The organism is Xanthovirga aplysinae, assembly GCF_009711365.1.
Lineage (GTDB): Bacteria > Bacteroidota > Bacteroidia > Cytophagales > Cyclobacteriaceae > Xanthovirga > Xanthovirga aplysinae.
This window is the reverse complement of record NZ_SMMB01001277.1, coordinates 1-19,145: the sequence shown is the minus strand read 5'-3', so window position 1 is coordinate 19,145 and position 19,145 is coordinate 1. Positions and strand designations below refer to the sequence as shown.

15 protein-coding genes are annotated in these 19,145 nt (G+C 36.1%); 12 read left to right on the top strand and 3 right to left on the bottom strand.

What is annotated here, in order from left to right:
- The first annotated feature begins 337 nt into the window (after positions 1-337).
- The 7 genes from E1171_RS20840 to E1171_RS20810 all read left to right on the top strand — a co-directional run bounded on the left by E1171_RS20840 (position 338) and on the right by E1171_RS20810 (position 8,294).
- Positions 338-994, top strand: a complete 657-nt coding sequence (locus tag E1171_RS20840; RefSeq protein WP_155208004.1) for a hypothetical protein — start codon at positions 338-340, stop codon at positions 992-994.
- A gap of 282 nt (positions 995-1,276) precedes the next feature.
- Entirely contained in the window at positions 1,277-2,524 is a 1,248-nt protein-coding gene (locus E1171_RS20835) for an efflux RND transporter periplasmic adaptor subunit (RefSeq protein WP_155208003.1), read from the top strand.
- Between the two features lie 3 nt (positions 2,525-2,527).
- Positions 2,528-3,988, top strand: a complete 1,461-nt coding sequence (locus tag E1171_RS20830; RefSeq protein ID WP_155208002.1) for a TolC family protein — start codon at positions 2,528-2,530, stop codon at positions 3,986-3,988.
- 87 nt (positions 3,989-4,075) lie between these two features.
- Positions 4,076-5,104: an alpha/beta hydrolase family protein gene (locus E1171_RS20825; RefSeq protein ID WP_187696572.1), complete on the top strand. Its 1,029-nt coding sequence runs from the start codon at positions 4,076-4,078 to the stop codon at positions 5,102-5,104.
- A gap of 93 nt (positions 5,105-5,197) precedes the next feature.
- Positions 5,198-5,890, top strand: coding sequence for an ABC transporter ATP-binding protein (locus E1171_RS20820; protein ID WP_155208000.1), 693 nt, complete (start codon positions 5,198-5,200; stop codon positions 5,888-5,890).
- On the top strand, positions 5,884-7,128 hold the full coding sequence (locus E1171_RS20815; protein WP_155207999.1) for an ABC transporter permease: 1,245 nt from the start codon (positions 5,884-5,886) through the stop codon (positions 7,126-7,128). The genes E1171_RS20820 and E1171_RS20815 overlap by 7 nt, the downstream gene beginning before the upstream one ends.
- Positions 7,125-8,294 (top strand): ABC transporter permease, encoded by a 1,170-nt coding sequence (locus E1171_RS20810; RefSeq protein WP_155207998.1) that lies wholly within the window; start codon positions 7,125-7,127, stop codon positions 8,292-8,294. Before E1171_RS20815 ends, E1171_RS20810 begins: the two co-directional genes overlap by 4 nt.
- A gap of 116 nt (positions 8,295-8,410) precedes the next feature.
- On the opposite strand, the gene E1171_RS20805 is transcribed toward E1171_RS20810, so the two are convergent.
- The 3 genes from E1171_RS20805 to E1171_RS20795 form a co-directional block, all read right to left on the bottom strand.
- Entirely contained in the window at positions 8,411-10,099 is a 1,689-nt protein-coding gene (locus E1171_RS20805; RefSeq protein WP_155207997.1) for an ATP-binding protein, read from the bottom strand.
- 202 nt (positions 10,100-10,301) lie between these two features.
- Entirely contained in the window at positions 10,302-12,101 is a 1,800-nt protein-coding gene (locus E1171_RS20800) for an ATP-binding protein (RefSeq protein ID WP_155207996.1), read from the bottom strand.
- Positions 12,070-13,752 (bottom strand): ATP-binding protein, encoded by a 1,683-nt coding sequence (locus E1171_RS20795; RefSeq protein WP_155207995.1) that lies wholly within the window; start codon positions 13,750-13,752, stop codon positions 12,070-12,072. Before E1171_RS20795 ends, E1171_RS20800 begins: the two co-directional genes overlap by 32 nt.
- Before the next feature lie 86 nt (positions 13,753-13,838).
- On the opposite strand from E1171_RS20795, the gene E1171_RS20790 reads away from it, so the two are divergent.
- The 5 genes from E1171_RS20790 (at position 13,839) to E1171_RS20770 (ending at position 18,703) form a co-directional block, all read left to right on the top strand.
- Entirely contained in the window at positions 13,839-14,474 is a 636-nt protein-coding gene (locus E1171_RS20790; protein ID WP_155207994.1) for a mechanosensitive ion channel family protein, read from the top strand.
- A gap of 220 nt (positions 14,475-14,694) precedes the next feature.
- Positions 14,695-16,068 (top strand): sigma-54-dependent transcriptional regulator, encoded by a 1,374-nt coding sequence (locus E1171_RS20785; RefSeq protein WP_155207993.1) that lies wholly within the window; start codon positions 14,695-14,697, stop codon positions 16,066-16,068.
- Positions 16,052-17,101 (top strand): sensor histidine kinase, encoded by a 1,050-nt coding sequence (locus E1171_RS20780; RefSeq protein WP_187696570.1) that lies wholly within the window; start codon positions 16,052-16,054, stop codon positions 17,099-17,101. Before E1171_RS20785 ends, E1171_RS20780 begins: the two co-directional genes overlap by 17 nt.
- The gene (locus E1171_RS20775) at positions 17,102-17,356 is read left to right on the top strand and encodes an ATP-binding protein (RefSeq protein WP_343031501.1); all 255 of its coding nucleotides are present in this window, start codon (positions 17,102-17,104) and stop codon (positions 17,354-17,356) included.
- A 672-nt stretch (positions 17,357-18,028) separates the two neighbouring features.
- Positions 18,029-18,703, top strand: coding sequence for a hypothetical protein (locus tag E1171_RS20770; protein WP_155207990.1), 675 nt, complete (start codon positions 18,029-18,031; stop codon positions 18,701-18,703).
- Positions 18,704-19,145: the final 442 nt, after the last annotated feature.

Here is a 19,145-nt window from a genome sequence, read left to right as displayed (position 1 = left end):
AGAAATTATTATACTTTTTTGTTACATTGTTGTGTTTATATATAACTTATAATTATTAAATTACTCTTCGGTTAAGTATGATTTTTTAATGAAGAAACTATTAACTCTCCCTTTATTTTATGTCAATCATATTTTATTTTTTAAAGGATAAATATTTTTGGAATAATATTTGACTGTAGAATAAGGGGGGCAAATCGTGTTGGATTTTATATTCATTGTGGAAAATTGGTGGGGTTACTGATAGGGAAATATAACAGTGATATTTTAATGCTTTAAACTTAATTATATATCTATCATTAATTTTTTATACTTTAAAACATTACAAAATACGTCAACTATGAAAGCAAGATTTACATTAATTCTATGTACTATATTATTAGGGCTAAGTTTTCAATTATTCGCCCAAACTAGGTCAATTTATACTCATCCTGATTTTATTTCTTTGGCTCAAGATCACAAGGTGTTGGCTATCATTCCTTTTAAGGCTACGGTAAAATTGAGGCCAAATCAAATGAAAAAATATACTCCGGAGCAGTACGAGGAAATGCAAAAGATAGAGGGGAAGGCTATTCAAAGTGCGGTTCACAGTTATTTTTTAAAGAAAAAAAGTAAAAACCCATTTACGGTATCTTTTCAGGATATCCAGAAAACAAATGCACTTTTAGGAAAAAATGAAATTACCCAAGACAATATTGAAAATTATACTCCCGAGGAACTTGCTGAAATTCTGGGGGTAGATGGAGTAATTTCAGGTACCATGAACACTGATAAACCCATGTCGGAAGGGGCATCCATGGCCTTAGGTATGGTGTTTGGTTTTTATGGATCCACCAATTCGGGAAAAATCACCATTCATATAAATGATGGAGAGTCTGGGGAGCTGTTATGGAAATACGAGAAGAATTTGTCGAGAAGTTTGGGAAGTGATACCAATACGGTGATCAATGCTATGATGAGAAAAGCCTCAAGAAAGTTACCTTATTTAAGGATGTGATTTTACCCACTAATTTATTTTAAAAGGTTTAAGTCTCTTATAGGTTTAAACCTTTTTTGTTTTGTCTCATTTTTAAGGTCCATTCAAAGTTAACGCTTTTGCTCTTTTAAACACTCCTTCTTTAATCTATTCCATTTCTGAATCTGCCCTAAAAGCGAACATTTTGTTCCATATTAGGATGTTCGTTTTTAATGGTGTTTTATGTAAATGATTGATAATCATTTATTTATGTTTTATGTCCCAGCTTTTGCAATCGATGTGCCAAAGATAAAATTATAAATTATGGATAGAGCCATTTCAGACGATGCAATTAAAAAGCAAAAACAAAAACGCTACATTTATATAACAGCGGCTTTATTAGGGTTGATCATTATAGTTTGGTTTTTCAGGGGCTTGATTGCTCCCAGTTTGTCACGGGAAAGGATAATGGTTGCCAAAGTACAGCGGGGGAATTTTGAATCTACTATAAATGCAACGGGGAAAGTGGTCCCCGGGGTTGAACAAGTGATCACTGCTCCTTTCCGAGCAGATTTAAAACAAATTCTTAAGACTGTAGGGGCTACTGTTGAGCCTGGTGAGGCTATTTTAAATTTGAATACGGATTTTGCGGCTTTAAATCTGGAAAAACTAAAGGACGAGCTTCAGCTAAAAGAAGCCCAATATCAGAAACAACGGCTGACCCTTGAAAAGCAGATATATGATTTAAAGGTGAATAAAAAAGTTCAGGAGTTGAAAATTCAAAGCTTGAAAGCAGCAAAGGAAAATATGGTAAAACTGCATGAAGTAGGTGGGGGAACGGCAGAAGAAATAGAACAAGCAACCATGGATTTAGAAGTGGGAGAGATCGAATTACAGCAAATTAACAATACCATTTTGTCAATGGGGAAATCCATGGAGGCTCAATTGAGGGAATTAGAGTTGAGTATGAATATGCAACAAAAATCCATTCGTGAGCAGGAACAAAAGCTGGATGCTGCCAATGCCCGGTCTCAATTGAAGGGGGTGGTCACCTGGCAGGTGGAACAAATTGGGGCTACTTTGCAGGAAGGAGAGGAGATTGCTAAGGTAGCAGATTTAACATCTTATAAAATTAAGGGCAGTATTGTAGATGATTATGCCACCAAATTGGAAATAGGAATGCCGGTTCGAGTTAAAGCCAATAAAGATATGTTGGAAGGTAAGGTTTCAGATATTCAACCTTCAGCCGTCAATGGGATTGTGACATTCTATGTAAGTCTTGCTACTAAAACCCACCAGGAGCTACGTCCTCAAATGGCGGTAGATCTTTATTTGGTGACGGCTAGTAAAAAGGATGTGCTCTTTGTACAAAATGAAGGGGCATTTACGGGAAGGAAAAAGCAGGAAGTTTTTACACTGGAAGGAAGTGTAGCTAATAGGCGGAACGTTAGTGTAGGGCTCAGTAATTTTGAGCAAGTGGAGATTACTGCTGGGTTAGTGGAAGGGGACGAAATAATCATTACCAATATGAATACTTATAGGCATCTTCCATCATTAAAAATAAAGGATTGAGGTATGAAAAGATTATTAGGGATAATCCTCAGCATAGTAGGAATAGGTACTTCGATTTTTGCCCAACAGCGGGAGGTTGGATTGGAGGAGGTGATTTTAATGGCTCAGCAACAGTCATTTAAGGCCCTTATTGCGGAAAAGGAATGGGAGAATAGTCAATGGGCCTTCCATAGTTTTAAAGCTAATCTTCGACCTCAATTGGCACTAAATGGGGTGTTTCCAGATTACACTTCCGCTTATACACAGGTAACTCAACCAGATGGAAAGATTTCCTGGGAGCCGGTCAGAATAATGAATAGTTCCATGCAATTGGCCTTAAGTCAACCCCTTTCATTTACAGGAGGAACGATTACCTTATCATCTGCCTTAAATAGGTTTGATGATATTCAGGATAAAAATTATTCTTATAATACTGCCCCTATGGTACTGGGGTGGAATCAGCCTTTCTTCCAATATAACCCCTTGAAATGGGACAAAAAAATTGAGCCTTTAAGGTTGGAAGAGGCTAAGAAGAAATATTCTGAAACCCTTGAAAGGGTGGCGGTAGAGGTAAATCGCTTGTACTTCCAAGCTTTACAGGCCCAAATAGCCAAGGAAATGGCAGCCAAAAATCAGGAAAATAATGAAAAGTTATTGTTGATTGCCCAAACCCGTTTCAACTTGGGGAAAAGTAGTAAATCTGATTTGATGCAATTGGAATTAGCTGTTGTTAATGCTCAAAAGCAATCGGCCCAGGCTAGTTTAAGGCAGAGGGAGGCAATTCGACAATTAAAAAGTTACTTAAACGACAAAGGGACAGAGGATTTCCGGTTAAAGCTCCCAGAAGATATTCCTTTCATGAAAGTAGATGCCCAAATAGCCTTGGAAAAAGCGGAAGTGAACCGTAAAGAATTTTTGAGTTTTCGTAGACAAATGCTTGAAGCGGAGGATGAGGTAGCACAGGCCAAGGGAAATACCGGGTTTTCTGCAAATCTGGAGACCCGCCTTGGTTATAATAATCAAGCTAATGGCCTGTCTGAAGCCTATAAAAATCCAATTGATCAGCAGGCAGTTCGCTTAAGCTTTAATTTTCCAATAATGGATTGGGGAAGGGCAAAAGCCAGGCGACAAACAGCCTTGGCAAAAAGAGCTATGGTGGCATATGATGTAGAGCAACAACAATTGGATTTTCAACAGGGAGTTTTGACGCAGGTGGATCAATTTAAAGTGTTGGTCCAACAGTTTGGGTATACCCAAAAGGCGGATGAATTAGCCAACCAAAGATATAACATTGCAATGGAGCAATTTTCCATGGGGCGCCTGACCATTACCGATTTTATTATCGCTTTGAATGAAAAGGATAGGGCAAGGGTAGATTATATTGCAGCAATAAGCGATTTTTGGGAGGCTTATTATACAATTCGCTTTTTGACATTATATGATTTTATGGCACAAAGGGACATTGTCTACTTAACTGCAAATTAGGAGATAAAAATTATACAGGCCTTAATGCCTACTTAAAAACTATAATTTATTGCATTCTATTTTCGAACATTATTAATGTTTTTTAGCATGAAAAAAAGGTTTATTGCTCTTTTTATAACTGGAATATTGACTGGAAATTTGTGGGCTCAGCTCAAGACACCTAAGGAATTTGGGTTTCAAGCATTTTCCTTGGAGGATTCAATGTTGGGCACTATAAATTTTTATGTTTCTAAGAATAAAATTGAAGAAAGTAAACCATTATTGGTTTTATTGGATGGTTCGGGACATTTACCAATCTACTCTAAAGTTAAAAAATCAGATGGAACCTCATTTATTTTTAGTAGTAATCCATTTCGATACAAAGCGATTTCAGAGAAATACCATGTGGTTTTAATTAGCAAACCGGGAGTTCCTTTTTTAGATAGTTTAAAAGCAGAATCCCAGCAAGAATTTAAAAGAAATTATCCTCCATCCAAAGCATACACAAAACATTTAAGTCTGGATTGGCGTGTAAATACCACTTCAAAAATTATTGATTATTTAACCCAGGAGTTAGTTGTAAAAGATAATGAAGTGATAGCCATTGGGTATTCGGAGGGCGGGCATGTTGTTCCCAAGCTAGCCTTAATCAATAAAAAAGTGAAAAAGATAGTGAATATAGTGGGAGGGGGACTAAATCAATTTAATGACTTTATAACGGAAAACCGGTTAAAGGGACAAAAAGGTCTCATAAGTGCTGTTGAAGCCCAGCAAAATGTGGATAGTTTGTATGCTGTATTTGATGATATTTATAAAAACCCTCTTTCAACGGATAATTTCTGGTTAGGGCATACTTATAAGAGATGGGCAAGTTTTTGTAAAGATATCCCTTTGGAAAATATGCTGAGCCTTGACATTCCTATCCTTTTAATTTCCGGAGGACAGGACCAGAATACTCCTATTGCAGGCCTTGATTATGTGAAATTAGAATTCCTAAGAAACAATAAAACGAATTTAACTTACAAGGTATACCCAAATTGCGACCATTGGTTTAATGACCAGAAAATGAATTCCAATCGCCTTCTTGAAATGATTGATTTCGTTTTTGATTGGATTGGATCAAGTAGGGAAGTATAACAGAGAAATATTTAGTGGCCAATTTGAGGCAATAAATGGAAAGGATTTTTCTCTTAGTAATAATTAAAAATCTTAAAATTTACTGAATAAACCATGATTAAATTAATCAATCTCAACAAAGTGTTTCAAACTAAAACAATTGAAACCGTCGCCTTAAATGAAATAAATCTTCACATTAAAAAGGGAGAATTTGTATCCATAATGGGACCTTCAGGATGTGGAAAAAGTACCCTTCTTAATATGATGGGGCTATTAGACAAACCAACTAGTGGAAAGGTGTTGATCGGTGGAACTGATCTGTCAAATTATAATGATACTCAGCTTGCTGCCTTTCGGAATCAAAAATTGGGTTTTATTTTTCAAAGCTTTCATTTGATCAATGATTTATCAGTAATCGATAATGTGGAACTTCCCCTTTTGTATCGAAAATCTACAGCAAGGGATAGAAGAACTAAGGCTTTAGCTGCCTTGGAGAAAGTGGGCTTGAGTCATCGTACAACGCATTACCCCTCTCAATTGTCTGGTGGACAAAGACAGCGGGTTGCTATTGCTCGTTCCATTATTTGCGAACCAGAATTGATTTTGGCGGATGAGCCTACTGGAAATCTTGATAGTGTGATGGGAAATGAGATCATGAACCTTTTACAAAATTTGAATAAGGAGGGTGCCACCATTGTGATGGTAACGCATGATGAGCAGATGGCTCACGGGACTGATAGGTTGATACGGTTATTTGATGGGCAAACAGTTGCTGTTCACCAAAATAGTAAGGAGGAAGTATGTTAATTAATTACTTGAAAATTGCCTGGAAAGTATTGTTGAGAAACAAGTTCTTTACTTTCGTGAGTTTGTTCGGGATAAGTTTTACCCTAATGGTGCTTTTAGTGGTGGTTTCCCTTTGGGATAATTCCTATGGAAATTATGGAGTGGAAAAAGATTTCAACCGGACTCTAATTGTTAGTTTGATTGATCTAGAAAATGAGGAGGGAAATTCCCGAAGTAGAACACATCCTTCCTACTATTTGATTAATGAATATTTTCGTAAAATGAAAACCCCTGAACAAATTGGAATTTCTTCCATTTCCTTTCCCTATTCAGCTTTTTCAGGAGATCGGCGACTTCAGCTTGCTACAATCTATACAGATCATATTTTCTGGGAGATTTTACATTTTAATTTCCTAAAAGGAAGGCCTTTTCTGCCGAAAGAAGTTGAATTTGGAGAAAGACTGGCTGTAATAAACGAGAAAACGGCTCTTGGATTTTTTGGTACGACTGATTGTTTGGGAAAAACAGTAAAACTGGCAAGTCAGAACTATACGGTAGTAGGAGTGGTTCAGGATGGGAATTTTTCCCGTCAATATTCGACCGCTGATATTTATTTGCCTTATACAACTTCTTCATCGGCTAAGTCAAAACGGCATATGGGAGGTGCGGTGGCTTTGCTTCAAATGCCATCAGTAGATATGGTCGCCACGGGAAAAGAGGAGTTTCAGCAAATTGTTTCCACAGTTCCAATGCCACCAGAAGACTTGGAATGGGCAGAAATATTTAAATCCGAGGCTTTGTTAAATACAGAAGATTTTGCAAGGGACCTTTTTGAAGACAATGAAAACTCTAGCCTCTATCTTTATTTGGTTATGGGATTACTCACTTTAATGTTTGTTAGTCTTCCAGCTGTAAACTTAATCAATATTAATATCAGCAGAATTATGGAGCGTGCTTCAGAAATTGGGGTTCGAAAGGCCTATGGAGCATCCACAAAAGTGCTGATTGTTCAATTTGTTATAGAAAATTTGGTGGTAACCTTATTGGGGGGAATATTAGGCTTAGTGTTAGCCCTCTTATGTCTTTATTTGCTAAATCAATCTTCCTATATGGCTAATATTAATTTAACCATTCATCTGAGTCTTTTTGTGAAGGCTTTAGTATTAATCATTTTATTTGGATTATTCTCTGGAGTCTATCCCGCTCTTCGAATGGCCAAGCTCCAAATTGCTCACTCATTAAAAGCAGAAGCCCAATGATACGACATATAGTACAATTGATGTGGAATCGAAGGAAGAAGAATTTTCTTTTGATGACCGAGGTTTTTATTTCTTTTTTGGTACTGTTTGGTATTTCTACTTTGATATTTGAAAACCTAGACCATTATCGAAAACCTTTAGGATTTGAATATGATCAGGTACGAATGTTAAGTATGAGACGAGGACAAATTGAATATTCTGAATTAAAGGAAAAATTTCAATTAATAAAACAAAGGTTAAAGGATAACCCAAAGGTTCTGTTTTCTAGTATGGTTTCTTCTAATAGCCCTTTTACCGATAATGGATGGTTCTCTGTGGAAGAAGATTCTTTAAGACGGGTTGAGTTTAATTTTTTCGCAGTAGAGCGAGAATTCTTCGATGTGATGCAAATCCCTTTCCTGGAAGGGGAGACTTTTCCCAAAGTAAATACAAATCCAGAGGAAAGGTTAGTGGTCGTCAACAAAAAATTGGCTGATGAAATTGGAGTTCCCAATCTTATTGGAGAGAATATTGTGCGAGATATGAAAGTGGTGGGGGTAGTGGATAAATACCGTTATAAATCCAGTTTTTTCCCGGATGCTGTTAGTCTTTTTGAAATGATAGATGAAAATGATACCACGGATCTAAATTGGTTCTCCGGAGATGTTCTTATTCGTTTGCAGGAAGGTACAAGTAAAGGGGAAGAACGAGAATTGTTGGAGGAATTGGAAGGAATAGCACCAGATTGGCGCTTTGACATGCAGGAATTGGCGGATATGAAAATAGAGGCTGAGCGAAAGTTAGAGGCACCATTAATCATTTTCTTTGTGGTTGCTGTTTTCCTGATTTTGAACGTAGCACTGGGATTATTTGGAGTTTTGTGGTATAACATCAATAAACGTAAAGGGGAAATTGGTTTGCGAAGAGCATTGGGGGCCCCAGCTAACCTGGTAAGAAAGCAGTTTGTTGGGGAAGTGTTGGTGATCACTTTATTTGCTATTATTGTAGGATTGTTTTTTGCTATTCAGTTTCCTCTCCTGGGCTTATTTGAAATAAGGGCCGGGATCTATGCCTTAGCTATTTTAATTGCTCTGATCTTAATTTTTGGAATTGCAACTTTTTGCGCCCTTTACCCAAGTAAACTGGCTGCTGATATGGAACCTTCTTTGGCTCTGCATGAACAGTAATTGTAATGAATAATTAAGAATTAAAGGATTTAGTTATTAAAATTTCCTACCGGGAAGACCAGGTTGTCATTGTCCGGTGGGGAATTATTCATTATTTATTATTAATTTTTCATTTTTTAAATTCCCTCTTCCTCCATTTCCTCTTCTTCATAAGCAGATTTTTTATTTGGAATTTTTAGGATAAATGTACTTCCTTCCCCTTCTTTGGAGGTAACTTCTATGGTGCCCTTTAGTTTTAGCAATACTTCTCGGACAATATATAAACCAATTCCTGCTCCCTGAGATGTTTCACTGGCTCGGTAAAACATCTCAAAGATTTTTTCCTGTCGATCTTTGGGAATACCAATACCATTATCTTTAATACAAATCAGACAATTTTCGGGATATGTATTGATCTTTATTTTGATATAGGATTTTTCTTTCTCAGAGTCTGCATATTTGAGGGCATTTGAAAGCAAATTATTGAGTAATACTTTTAGACGATAATTATCAGAAAAAAAGGCATATTCTTCCTGTATTTCTTGGTTAATACTTATTTTTCCCCTTTCAGGGATAAATTGCAAAAGGTCCAGGGTTTCTCGCAGCAACTCCTGAAAATTGATCTGTTGGTAACTTAATTTAATTCGAGTATTTCGAGAGAAGTCCAAAATTTCGTGAATATAAGTTTTTAGGGAATTTAGGCTTTTGTCAATTTTTGGGAAATATTCCTGTAAGGGTTTTGGTACGGATTCGTATTTCATCAGTTGCACCAGGCCGGTAATGGATGCGATGGGGGCATTTATGTCATGGGAAATACTGTAGACGAATTTATCCAGTTCCTTATTGGTTTGTTTTAGCTTTTTATTGGTGGAAGTTAATATATTCATGGTTTGTTTTCGCTGGACCAATTCCAATTTTAGGGCTTTAGTTTGTCCTTTCACCATTTTTCTTAAAGTTAATATCCAGAAAGTGGCAATTAGAAGGGTTAGAAGTATGGCCCCTAGACCTATTCTAAGAAGGTTAATTTGTTTGATCTTTGCCCTTGCTTCTAGGGGAACAAAAACCGAAAGCCATTTGGAATAGATCTTTGAATAGATACCTTTTTCTCTAAGGGTTTCAATTCCTTCATTAATTTCCTGGATAAGGCTGGGATTCCATGCATGTGCTGCCAAATTAAAAGGAATAGGAAAAATAGGAGGGCCCGTTATTCTTAGGTTTTGCAAATCAGGTTCAAATGGGATCCGTTGAGCTGTAAATTCTTTAACGATGGCTACATCATGCTTTCCACTGGCTAGTAACTGAAGTGCTTTTAATTCTCCGGAACAGGTAAAGATTTTTGCCTTTTTAAAATTTCTTCTTAGATCATAGAAAACAGCAGTGTGTTCCATAACCAGGATTTCCTTATTGTTGAGTTGATCTAGGTTACTTAAAGTGGAGGAGTTTTTTCGTATTACAATTCTGTAGTTGATGTATAGTAAGGGTTCACTGAAAACGGCATAATTTTCTCTTTTGGGAGAAAAGTATAATTCAATAAGATCAAAAGCTGAATCTCTTTTAAATTCATAATGGGTTTTTGGCCATTCCTGTATGACAAAGTCAATAGTAAATCCTAATTCTTCTCCAAGGGCATTTAAAAGATCAGGAACAAAGCCTCGTGGATTTCCATCTTGATCTAAATAGGAAAATGGGGGGTGGTTAACGATACCTCCAAATACTAAATGTCTGTTAGGCTCCCTTTTTTCGATGGAATCTGTGGAATTCATATTTTGGGGAAGGGCATTCCCAATAAGGCATAAGGAAAGTGCAAAAACAAGAATGACTTTCATAAGTAATTTCAAAAGGATTTTTCTACCATAACATTAATCTTTTGGAAAAAAATCAGGAAAGCCAAACAATGAATAATGAGCACTGAAAAATTAATTCTGAAAGGAAAAGTGATAATTACCTCCCCAAATCCTGTTTTCATTATAAAAAGTGGTTAATTAAGTGCAGAAGCAAGCGCTTTTCCTTATGTTTCTTACTCATTATTCAAATTCCTTCTTCTTCCTTTTCAATTTCTTCAAAAGCAGCTTGTTTGTTGGGGATTTGGACAGTAAAAGTGCTACCCATTCCTGGGTCAGAATCAACAGTGATGCTTCCTTTCAGTTTGATAAGAACCCCTTTGACGATGTAAAGTCCTATTCCCGCACCCTGAGATTCTTCACTGGCTCTGTAAAACATGTCAAAAATTCTATCTTGTCGATTTCTAGGAATTCCTCTCCCATTGTCTTCAACAGCTAGGAAGCAATCCTTTGATGTCGTAGTGATCTTGATATTAATAAAAGGATGTTCTTTTCTAAAATCAGCATACTTGATGGCATTGGATAATAAATTGTTTAATATCACTTTTAAACGATATTTATCATTGTAAAAGGCCTCGTCTCCTTTGATTTCTTGATGGATGGTTATTTTATCACTACCGGGAAGAAATTTTAAGGGAACCAGGCTTTCTTCAATTAACTCATTAAAATTGATCTGTTCATAGTGAAGTTTTAATCGAGTATTTCTGGAAAAGTCTAAAATATCATTAATGTAGTGTTTTAAAGCAATCAAGCTTTTATCAATTCTTTCGTAATAAGGATCCATGCTATCGTCTTTGGATTCATACCGCATTAGGTTAACAAGGCCACTGACAGAGGCAATTGGGGCATTGATATCGTGAGATATACTGTAGACAAATTTATCTAACTCCATATTGATTTTTTTAACTTTAAGGAGTGCCTTTTGTCGTCGATTTAATTCCTTTTGTAAAACCCGTGTTTGTCGTTTTACAATTCCTCTTAAGGTAAAAATCCATATTGTAGCTATTAGTAAAGTAATTAGAATACTCCCGGCAATCCACCTTAAGAAAGTCAGCTGTTGAACCTTTTTACTCACGGCAGGTGGTACATATACCGAAAACCATTTGCCATATATTTCAGAATAGATTCCTTTGGCTCTGAGGGATTCCATGCCATGGTTGAGTTCATCCAGAAGGAGGCTGTCGCTAGGGTGAGTGACAAATCCAAAGGGCAGGGAAGCAAGGGGCGCTCCACTAATTCTTAAATGTTCAAAGTCGGGTTCGAAGGTAATCCGCTGCGCAAAAACTTCTCTTACAACGGCGGCATCGTGACTCCCGCTGGCCAATTTTTCAAGGGCCTCCACTTCACTTTTGGCACCAAAAAGGTGGGTGTCTGGGAACTTCTTTTTCATAAATTTAAATATTACGGAATTTGCCAGTACTAAGACTTCCTTTTCGTTAAGCTCTTCAATGGAATTTAGGCGGGTGCCTTCTCTTACTATCGCTCTGTACTGTACATAAAAGTGAGGGTCACAGTAAGAAGCAAATTTAGTTCGGCTTTGATCGTAAAACATTTCCGAAAGATCAAATGCAGAATCATACCTGAATTCTTGGTATATGGATGGCCATTGTTTCAAAACAAACCGACATTCAAATCCCAATTCCTCCCCGAGGGCATTCAATAAATCAATGGAAAATCCCTGGGCATGTCCTTTTTTATCCAGGTGGGTAAAGGGAAGCATATCATTAGCACCTCCAAAAATCAGGTATCTTTTAGAGGAGTCTTGTTTAGGTGAAGTTTGGGTCTCGAATTTTGCGGCTCGAACACCTTGAATGGGTAGCAATATTGAAAAGATGAGAATTAGGAAGGGGAAGAAAAAGGGTAAATAAGTGTTTTTAGAAAACCAGCGGAAATATGGAGTCAATGACTCAGGCCCCCTATAAGGAAAGTACTTTTGGTCGTGGATGGGGCAAAGTTCATATTCCTTGAGTTTCATCCTTCCCTTCATATTCCTTTAATCCTGATTTTTGATTTGGAATTTTTACCGTAAACAAGCTCCCCTCTTTTTCAACAGATTCCACCAATATGCTTCCCTTTAATTTGACTAATACTTCTTTTACAATGTAAAGGCCTATTCCTGCACCTTCAGACTTTTCACTGGCTCGATAAAACATATCGAAGATCTTTTGTTGTCTGTCCTTAGGAATCCCTATCCCATTGTCCTTGACTTTTATGGTACATGTCTTCTCATTGCTATCAATTTTAATATTGATAAAAGGTTTTTCTTTGTTTAAATCGCCATATTTGATAGCGTTTGAAATCAGGTTGTTGAGAATAACTTTAAGACGGTATTTGTCCGAGTAAAAAGGAGCACTTTCCCGGATTTCTTTTTCAATGCTTATCCTGTCTGTTCCAGGGAGGAATTGTAATAAGTCGATACATTCGTTAAGAAGTTCTGGGAAATTTACCAAATCAAACTGAAGTTTAATACGGCTGTTTCTCGAATAATCCAGGATGTCGTGTATATAACTTTTTAAGGAGTTAAGGCTTTTATCAATTTTGTGAAAATATTCATCCAAATGTTTATCTGTAGATTCATGTTTCATCAAATTAATAAGTCCGGTAACGGAAGCAATGGGAGCATTTATATCGTGGGAGATGCTGTATACAAATTTGTCTAGTTCTTGGTTGATTTTGCCTATTTTTTGCATAGTTTTTTGACGGATGCTCAATTCCATTTGTAAGGCCCTGGTTCTTTGGAGCACTATTCTTCGTAGGGAATAAATCCAAAAGGTGGCCAGTAATAAGGTAAATAATATCCCCCCTATGGTCCACCGCTGCCTTCGTAATTGTTTGATTTTTTCTTTAACGTCCCGGGGAACGTAGATGGAAAACCATTTGCTGTAGATTTTTGAATAAATTCCTTTAGCTCTCAAAATTTCAATTCCTTGGCTTATTTCTGTCATCAGAAGAGAGTCCTGAGGATGAGTGACCAAGGCGAATGGAATGCAACAGAGAGGAGGGCCTGTAGTTCTTAAGTTACTGAATTGTGGCTCAGTATCAATTCGTTGTGCAGCAAATTCCCGGACCACCGCGACATCATGCTTTCCATGTACAAGAGCATCTAGAGCTTCAGCTTCTGTATCGGTATAAAATAATTTTGCAGAAGGAAAGGTATTTTGCATGTATTCCCCTATAGCCGATTCTCCCAAAATAAAAACCTCCTTTTCATTTAATAAATTTTCTAGATTAAATATGGGGGGAGCACCACCTCTTACAACAACTCTAAAGTAAATGTATAAAAGACGATTACTGAAGTCTGCATATTTTTCACGCCCAGGGTAATAATACATTTCAGCAAGGTCAAAAGCCCCTTCGTTTTTAAATTCTAAAAATGTTTTCGGCCATGATTGTAATTTGTACTCTATAGTGAATTTTAGCTCTTTACTCAGGGCATTTAGTAGGTCAATCATAAACCCAGCAGGCTGTCCCTTTTCATCATAATAAGAAAGAGGAGCATTGTTGTGGATTCCACCGTAGATAAGGTGTCTTTGGTCAAGTCTTGGGCTGTTGGAAAGTGAAGATTGGACATCCTGTGATTGGGAAACAGAAATCAGTGGAAAAGTATAGCTAATGATTAAAAACAGAAGTGATTTCATTGATAGTTTTTATCAATCTTTTAAGGCTATAACACGAAATAGAGAAAAATGAATCGTCTTGGAATAAAGCCAGAGCTAAATTAAAAATGGAAGAAGAATCTTTCTTTGAGAAAGTACAAAAAGCCATTATATTTAGAAGGATATTTGAAAGACATATAATTGGGAGGGAGGAAATGGAGCATTTTCAGATTAAAATAGTACTTACTGTTGGAATTATCTTTTTGTTATTTCTAGAAAGGTTTTTGACTAAAAGATTTTTACTTCATTACTCTAGTAGGAAAAAACTGTTTATTTCCCGTGCCTTGCATACCCAAAAGATACTGAATATAAGTTGGTTTATACTTTTTTCTATTCTGTTGGCAATCATTTGGGAGGTACAATTCAAAAGTTTAGCGATTTACTTTGCTTCCTTTTTCACGGTAGCAGGAGTAGCCTTGTTTGCCAGTTGGTCTATATTAAGCAATATTACTGCATCCCTAATTTTATTCTTTTATCATCCTTTAAGAATTGGTTCCCGAATTAAAATCGTGGATGGAGATAATACGATTACTGGCCGTGTAAAAGATATTACGATTTTCTCGATTTTAATTATCACTGAAGATCACTTTATGGTAACTTATCCGAATAATTTAGCGCTTCAAAAACCAATATTTGTTATGAAAAATGCAGAATTTCCGACGGAGAAAAAGCCATCGGAGGTATTAAAAGGAGAAAAGGTGTGAGACATAGGGGAAAATCAATAAATATTCATGTATGGATAAATCCTGGTTGTTATCTAAAGAATTAAAAAATCAATCATAGAATTTGATATTAACAGATATTAAAATGAACGGGCAAAAGGGGCTGGTTTATTTAATTTTAATAATTCTATAAAGTATGATTTACAACGTCTGACATTTGCTATAGTAATCTCGTATTTCCCAAAATAATTTAATTCTATCCATGATTTTAATTGTTGATGACGATTTAGTCGTAAGAAAATCCATTGCTTTTTTATTAAAGCAGCATGGACATCGGGCCATGACAGCAGGTGGCCCTACGGAAGCTTTTGAATTACTCCAAAAACGGACTTTTGAGCTGTTACTTTTGGATATGAATTTTACTGTAGAAACTACCGGAGAGGAGGGGATAAAGACGTTACAGGAAATTAAAGCCAAATGGCCAGCTTTGCCCGTTATTTTAATTACGGGTTGGGGAAATATGCCTTTGGCTATTGAAGGAATGAAGGCTGGGGCTGTTGATTTTATTAATAAACCTTGGGACAACCAACAACTTTTACAGGCCGTGAATACGGTAATCCAATTATCTAAAAATGAATATTCAGAAACGGTAAGTCGCAGCAAACTGGATAAACAATATGATTTTTCAAATATAATTGGAAATGATCCAAAGTTACTTAGGGTATTGGAAACCGTTGGCCGGGTTTGCCAAACGGATGCTCCTGTTTTGATATTAGGGGAAAGTGGTACAGGTAAGGAACTAATAGCTGAGGCCATTCATATGAATAGCCATCGACAAAAAGGGCCATTTGTTAAAGTGAATTTGGGGGGGATTTCTCAGTCACTCTTTGAGAGCGAAATGTTCGGACATAAAAAAGGGGCTTATACCGGAGCATATACCGACCGAAAGGGACGCTTTGAAATAGCCAACAGGGGATCTATATTTTTGGATGAAATGGGAGAGCTTGATCCTACCAGTCAAGTAAAAATGCTGAGGGTATTGCAAGATCGTCGTTTTGAGGTGTTGGGAAGTAGTGAAAGTCGTGCTGTAGATGTTCGAGTGGTGTCAGCTACCAATAGAAATTTACAAGAAATGGTGAAATCCGGTGAGTTTAGGGAAGATCTTTTCTTTAGAATTAATTTGATAACCGTTCAGCTTCCGGCTTTGCGGGAACGCAAAAATGATATCCCTTTATTGGCTAATCATTTTCTGAAAAAGTTGAAAATAACCTATAAACGGCCTCTCTTGCGAATTCAACAGGAGGCATTAAAATGGTTGAAAGAGCAGCCTTTTTATGGGAATATAAGGGAATTAAAAAATCTGGTGGAAAGTACGGTACTGATGAGCCCTGAAGATGACTTGGGTGTTGCTGATTTTAGACGATATAGTCTCAATCAAAATGGAGATAATAAAGAGGAAGATTTGCCTTTGGAAGGGCAATATACTTTAGAAGAATTGGAGATTAAAATGATAAAGAAAGCCCTCAAAGAACATAGGTATAAAATGGCTCCTGCAGCCAGGGCTTTGGGGATCAGTAGGAATGCTTTATATAGGAGGTTGGAAAAATATAATATTACCAATGGGGTTGAAGACTAGATTTATTCAATTGATTATTCTCATTCATTTGGCACTATTGGTTTTGGCCTGGCCCTTATTTGATACAAATAGGATTTTGTATTTGGGGGTGGAGCTGTTAGTGTTACTTTCTCTTTTTTATACATTCTATTTAGCTAAAAAATTTTTTGAGCCCCTAAAATTACTTACTGATGGGATTCAGGCTATTCGTGACCAGGATTTTCAAGTAAAGTATATGAAAGTTGGTCAAAAGTATACCGATGAATTAATTGAAGTGTATAACCAAATGATTGATCATCTTAAATCCGAACGTCTTTCACTTCGGGAACAAAATTATTTTCTTCAACTTTTGATAGAGGCTTCCCCTACCGGCATAATTGTTTTGAATTATGATCAGGAAATATTAACTGTTAATCCTGCAGCACTTTCCTTTTTACCCTTTTCTTTGGATCAACTGGAGGGAAGAAAATTGGAAAGTTTTCCAAATAGTTTTCTGCAGAAACTGGCTAAGGTTTCTTCTAACAGCAGGCAAACCATTGAGAAGGACGGAACTCGAAAATTTAAATGTCACCGCTCAGCATTTGTTCATAATGGGTTTGAACAATCTTTTTTGCTGCTGGAAGATTTAAGCCATGAGCTGATGGCTACAGAAAAACAAGCCTATGGAAAGGTAATTCGGATGATGACGCATGAGGTAAATAATTCCATGGGGGCTGTAAATTCTTTATTAGAAACATTGAAAATTTTTGCGCCTTCGGGAAAGGAGGAACAGAATGATTACTTAGAAGCTATTCAGTTGGCTACGCAGCGAAATAACAATTTGGCAAATTTTACCAGAAATTTTGCAGATGTGGTTCGGCTACCCCCTCCTTATTTTGAGGAAGTTGATTTAAACAAAGTTGTGGAGCAAGTATATGGCATAATGCTTCCCCAATGTGAAGAAAAGGGGGTTGGATTAACTTTGGTAAAGGCCCATCAGCCTGTTTTATTAATGATGGATCAGGAACAAATCGAGCAAGTGTTGATCAATGGAGTGAAAAATGCCCTGGAATAAATTCAGGTTTCCAGAAAGGTCGGTGAAATTGAAATAAAAGTGGATGTCAAAAAACGGCAATTAGTGATTCGGGATAATGGGCCAGGTATTTCAGATGAGGTGGCTAAAAAGCTCTTTACTCCTTTTTTTAGCACAAAAATGAATGGTCAGGGCATAGGTCTTACTCTTTGTCGAGAGATATTGTTAAATCATCAGTTCACTTTTAGTTTATTCACTGCTAAAGACTGTTTTACTTATTTTGAGGTAGGTTTTTAGAATATGAGGTAAAACTTATTTGAGAGTTTTATTCGAATTTGTGTAGTTTCCCTGATTAGTAAAGAAAAATTCCTATCAAAATACAAGGAATGAAAAAAAGCCCTCTAGGAATTTAGTTTCTGGGCGGGTTTTCGATTAATAATAGACTTACAATTTGATTTTTATTTTGTATTTGATAAAAAAATAATGTGATTTTTTACTTTTAATTGAAAGGGTGATTATTGTTAAAATAATAAAAAATTATTTTAATTATTTTTTTGATGAATTTTATTTATTTTTCTGACCCTAAAAATGTGATCATAAAATTATTTTTTACTTGAAAAATAATTGTTGCAAATTGGGTGATGTTTGTGTTTTCATAGTTTTTTAACTAATTGTAATTGGCTTTGGGTAAGAATGTTTGATATAAGCCTCAGGAGTGGAAGGAAATGAACCATAGGAATAATAGTAAGGTGTGTTTATTTGAATATGTTAAAGCTGTAGAATATAAATATTAAAATGAAATTATTGCTTTTTGGCAATACCTTCTAAAAAAGATAAAATAGGTTAAAATTTCTGTTTCAATGTATTTTTTTGCTTAAGCTTAATGAAGAAGGGAAGGCTTCAGCCTTCTCCGCGAATGATGAGAAAGATTAAATAAGACAAAAGGAAAAGTTATAAATTTTTGAAAGATTGAAGAGCTATATTTTAAAGTTTGCCCTGTTGGTAATTATCCTATTTCAAACAACCTGTAATCCCTTTTCAAAGAAAGATATTGAGGGTTTGTGGCAATTAGAGGAAGCAAAGATAGATGGTATTATTAGAACTTATGGTGCTATTTTCCTCCAAATTAATGCTGATAATAGTTTTGCAGTTTCCAGGGTGACAGGGGATTTTGGTGGTTTATATTCGCTACGTTCCAATAAATTGGAAATGAATAGTAATGATCAGTTGTGGTTCAATAAATCTTGGAAAGTAAATTATTTTGAAGATTATTTGTTTCTGAAAGGAATAGAATTCGGGAATAAAACTACAAAGCTCGAATTTAGGAAAATTGATGAGATTCCGGATTTTCAGGATTTTGAAAATAAAATTGTTGGGAATTGGCAACTCTATCAAACCATAAAAGAAGGAAATATAGAAAAGGTGTTTAATACCTGGTTTCATATTGATGGAGAGGGGCAGTATTTAATTGTTGATAAAAATGGGCTGTTGGAAAAGGGAAGGGTAATTATTAATACCAGGCATAAAAAGGTGATTTTTGAAAATGATGAAATGGCATGGAAGGCTTGGTTTTACGGAAAGGAGCTCAGGTTAAATCATGAGAGATTAGGGATTCAATATTGCCTACGAAAAAATGAAAAATAAATTGGCCATAGTCCCTTTCAATGAAAAGGAAGTAGAGGAAATAGTTCCTTGTATATTAGGAAAGAACTGCAGGAGGAAGCGGGGTAGAATGATTATGAGGCTAGGATGGAAATGGCAGATGTTGTTTGATGGGGTTATGTGGGATTCTTTAGTTTATGATTGTACTCAGTGAACTCTAAACATTTTCACACTCCATAATCCTATCAGGTCAATTGATCCGCTTGTGATGAGAGTTACAGTTGAAAAGAAAGAAGATAGAGAATCAGTGAAAACTGTGATTGAGGAAGTGCCGGACTATGTGAAGTTTAATAAAGATTAATAGAAAAGCTAGTTATTGTTAGAAAGACATTTACGAAATTCTAAACTTGGCTATTGGGGCTAGATTTGTCAAAAAGAATAAGAAAGATATATTTAGTAGCCTGTTAGATGAAGTGGAGGTTTT

Coding starts and splice junctions, on each gene's coding strand:
- E1171_RS20820 (WP_155208000.1), top strand. CDS start 5,198: ATGATTAAATTAATCAATCTCAACAAAGTGTTTCAAACTAAAACAATT.
- E1171_RS20805 (WP_155207997.1), bottom strand. CDS start 10,099: ATGAAAGTCATTCTTGTTTTTGCACTTTCCTTATGCCTTATTGGGAAT.
- E1171_RS20795 (WP_155207995.1), bottom strand. CDS start 13,752: ATGAAATCACTTCTGTTTTTAATCATTAGCTATACTTTTCCACTGATT.
- E1171_RS20810 (WP_155207998.1), top strand. CDS start 7,125: ATGATACGACATATAGTACAATTGATGTGGAATCGAAGGAAGAAGAAT.
- E1171_RS20780 (WP_187696570.1), top strand. CDS start 16,052: ATGGGGTTGAAGACTAGATTTATTCAATTGATTATTCTCATTCATTTG.
- E1171_RS20815 (WP_155207999.1), top strand. CDS start 5,884: ATGTTAATTAATTACTTGAAAATTGCCTGGAAAGTATTGTTGAGAAAC.
- E1171_RS20835 (WP_155208003.1), top strand. CDS start 1,277: ATGGATAGAGCCATTTCAGACGATGCAATTAAAAAGCAAAAACAAAAA.
- E1171_RS20785 (WP_155207993.1), top strand. CDS start 14,695: ATGATTTTAATTGTTGATGACGATTTAGTCGTAAGAAAATCCATTGCT.
- E1171_RS20825 (WP_187696572.1), top strand. CDS start 4,076: ATGAAAAAAAGGTTTATTGCTCTTTTTATAACTGGAATATTGACTGGA.
- E1171_RS20790 (WP_155207994.1), top strand. CDS start 13,839: ATGGAAGAAGAATCTTTCTTTGAGAAAGTACAAAAAGCCATTATATTT.
- E1171_RS20800 (WP_155207996.1), bottom strand. CDS start 12,101: ATGAAGGGAAGGATGAAACTCAAGGAATATGAACTTTGCCCCATCCAC.
- E1171_RS20840 (WP_155208004.1), top strand. CDS start 338: ATGAAAGCAAGATTTACATTAATTCTATGTACTATATTATTAGGGCTA.
- E1171_RS20830 (WP_155208002.1), top strand. CDS start 2,528: ATGAAAAGATTATTAGGGATAATCCTCAGCATAGTAGGAATAGGTACT.